Below are 3,663 nucleotides of genomic sequence, written 5' to 3'. Positions count from 1 at the left end.
TGTCCGGCGGCGTCCTACTCTCCCACCCCGTCTCCAGGGCAGTACCATCGGCGCTGAGAGGCTTAGCTTCCGGGTTCGGAATGTTGCCGGGCGTTTCCCTCTCGCCATGGCCGCCGTAACTCTGTGAACTTCGAACTGCCGTGGTGGGCTGGTTCGTGCGTTCAGAACCGCACAGTGGACGCGACTGCTTCTTCGTTTCGACCTGGTCACACGCAGCGCCCCTGGAGGGGTGGTGTGTGTGGTCAAGCCCTCGGCCTGTTAGTACCGGTCAGCTCCACACCTTGCGGTGCTTCCACTTCCGGCCTATCAACCCGCTGGTCTGGGCGGGGGCCTTACCCGGTTGTCCCGGTGAGAGACCTCATCTTGAAGCGAGCTTCCCGCTTAGATGCTTTCAGCGGTTATCCCTGCCGAACGTAGCCAACCAGCAGTGCACCTGGCGGTACAACTGGCACACCAGAGGTTCGTCCGTCCCGGTCCTCTCGTACTAGGGACAGCTCTTCTCAAGTCTCTTACGCGCACGGCGGATAGGGACCGAACTGTCTCACGACGTTCTAAACCCAGCTCGCGTACCGCTTTAATGGGCGAACAGCCCAACCCTTGGGACCTACTCCAGCCCCAGGATGCGACGAGCCGACATCGAGGTGCCAAACCATCCCGTCGATATGGACTCTTGGGGAAGATCAGCCTGTTATCCCCGGGGTACCTTTTATCCGTTGAGCGACACCGCTTCCACATGCCGGTGCCGGGTCACTAGTCCCAGCTTTCGCTCCTGCTCGACCCGTCGGTCTCGCAGTCAAGCTCCCTTGTGCACTTGCACTCGACACCTGATTGCCAACCAGGCTGAGGGAACCTTTGGGCGCCTCCGTTACATTTTGGGAGGCAACCGCCCCAGTTAAACTACCCACCTGACACTGTCCCTGATCCGGATCACGGACCGAGGTTAGACATCCAATTCGACCAGAGTGGTATTTCAACGGCGACTCCACGGACACTGGCGTGCCCGCTTCGCAGTCTCCCACCTATCCTACACAAGCCGAACCGAACACCAATATCAAGCTATAGTAAAGGTCCCGGGGTCTTTCCGTCCTGCCGCGCGTAACGAGCATCTTTACTCGTAGTGCAATTTCGCCGAGCCTGTGGTTGAGACAGCTGAGAAGTCGTTACGCCATTCGTGCAGGTCGGAACTTACCCGACAAGGAATTTCGCTACCTTAGGATGGTTATAGTTACCACCGCCGTTTACTGGCGCTTGAGTTCTGAGCTTCGCCTTGCGGCTAACCCGTCCCCTTAACGTTCCAGCACCGGGCAGGCGTCAGTCCGTATACATCGTCTTACGACTTCGCACGGACCTGTGTTTTTAGTAAACAGTCGCTTCTCACTGGTCTCTGCGACCCCCTCCCGCTGCCCCACGCTAGGTGGTTCACGGGCTGGGGCCCCCCTTCTCCCGAAGTTACGGGGGCATTTTGCCGAGTTCCTTAACCACAGTTCGCTCGATCGCCTCGGTATTCTCTACCTGACCACCTGAGTTGGTTTGGGGTACGGGCCGCTCGGAACTCGCTAGAGGCTTTTCTCGGCAGCATAGGATCATCCAATTCGCCTCAATCGGCTATGCGTCGGGCCTCACCCTCGTGTGGAACGGATTTGCCTGCTCCACGGGCCACACCCTTGCACCGGTACTACCACTCACCGGTAGGACTACCTTCCTGCGTCACCCCATCGCTTGCCTACTACCAGTCCGGGTCCCCAGCTAGACCGGACCACCCCACAAGTGGGGCGACCCGGCGTCGGTGGGTTAGCATCGCTGGGTTCAGCATGGGCGTTCCTTCGCGGGTACGGGAATATCAACCCGTTGTCCATCGACTACGCCTGTCGGCCTCGCCTTAGGTCCCGACTCACCCTGGGCGGATTAGCCTGGCCCAGGAACCCTTGGTCTTCCGGCGGGGGAGGTTCTCACTCCCCTCTCGCTACTCATGCCTGCATTCTCACTCGTGTGGCGTCCACGGCTGGATCACTCCGCCGCTTCCACCGCCACACGACGCTCCCCTACCCATCCACACACCTGGCCGGCCTCCGAGGAGAACCGACGGGCGACTGTGTGAATGCCACGGCTTCGGCGGTGTGCTTGAGCCCCGCTACATTGTCGGCGCGGAACCACTTGACCAGTGAGCTATTACGCACTCTTTCAAGGGTGGCTGCTTCTAAGCCAACCTCCTGGTTGTCTCTGCGATCCCACATCCTTTTCCACTTAGCACACGCTTAGGGGCCTTAGCCGATGATCTGGGCTGTTTCCCTCTCGACTACGAACCTTATCGCCCGCAGTCTCACTGCCACGCTCTCACTTACCGGCATTCGGAGTTTGGTTGACGTCAGTAACCTTGTGGGGCCCATCGGCCATCCAGTGCTCTACCTCCGGCAAGAAACACGTGACGCTGCACCTAAATGCATTTCGGGGAGAACCAGCTATCACCGAGTTTGATTGGCCTTTCACCCCTACCCACAGCTCATCCCCCAGGTTTTCAACCCTGGTGGGTTCGGTCCTCCACGCGGTCTTACCCGCGCTTCAACCTGGCCATGGGTAGATCACTCGGCTTCGGGTCTAGAGCACGCGACTCAAACGCCCTGTTCGGACTCGCTTTCGCTACGGCTACCCCACACGGGTTAACCTCGCCACGTACCGCTAACTCGCAGGCTCATTCTTCAAAAGGCACGCAATCACCCCGCCCGCACAAGGCGGCACAAGGCTCTCACGGCTTGTAGGCACACGGTTTCAGGTACTATTTCACTCCCCTCCCGGGGTACTTTTCACCTTTCCCTCACGGTACTTGTCCGCTATCGGTCACCAGGGAGTATTCAGGCTTAGCGGGTGGTCCCGCCGGATTCACACCGAATTTCACGGGCTCGGTGCTACTTGGGAAACAAGTTCGGGAGGGACCGTGTTTTCGTGTACGGGGCTCTCACCCTCTACGGCGACCCTTTCCAGAGGCCTTCCACTAACACAGATCCTTTATGACTCCCCGCACCCCCGGCAGAGGATGCAGAACTGTCCCACGACCCCGACCACACAACGCCTGCCGGCTATCACATGCGATCGGTTTAGCCTCTTCCGCTTTCGCTCGCCACTACTCACGGAATCACTGTTGTTTTCTCTTCCTGTGGGTACTGAGATGTTTCACTTCCCCACGTTCCCTCCACACGCCCTATGTGTTCAGGCGCGGGTCACACCACATGACTGGTGCGGGGTTCCCCCATTCGGAAATCCTCGGATCAACGCTCGGTTGACAGCTCCCCGAGGCTTATCGCAGCCTCCTACGTCCTTCATCGGCTCCTGGTGCCCAGGCATCCACCGTGTGCCCTTAACAACTTGGCCACACAAAAATCCCGCCCCCTGCCCCCGGAAGGAAACAGGCAACGGGCCATACCTACAGAAACTCTGCTAACCAGAGTCAGAAGATGCTCGCGTCCACTGTGCAGTTCTCAACGTACGACCAGCCACCGGCCCCCACCACCCCACCAGCCCCGCGGCCACCCTCGGGCGACACACAGCGGTATGAGATGCAGACCGGCCCTGACACAGAAGAAACCCACCCCCCGCACCCGCAACCGGATACGCAGGGCCCGCTCCCTCAGGACCCAACAGCGTGCCTACGACCGACCACCCACCCCC

The 3,663-nt window shown here is 59.7% G+C and carries 2 rRNA genes; both read right to left on the bottom strand.

Annotated features, from left to right (window positions below):
- Position 1: 1 nt before the first annotated feature.
- Positions 2-118: ribosomal RNA gene (gene rrf / locus E9565_RS21590) — 5S ribosomal RNA — on the bottom strand.
- Between the two features lie 120 nt (positions 119-238).
- A 23S ribosomal RNA gene (locus tag E9565_RS21585) occupies positions 239-3,366 on the bottom strand.
- Positions 3,367-3,663 lie beyond the last annotated feature (297 nt).

Origin of the sequence: Blastococcus sp. KM273129 (assembly GCF_021698995.1) — a bacterium.
GTDB lineage: Bacteria > Actinomycetota > Actinomycetes > Mycobacteriales > Geodermatophilaceae > Blastococcus.
The sequence above is the reverse complement of the archived record's forward strand: the minus strand, read 5'-3'. Positions and strand labels throughout refer to the sequence as shown.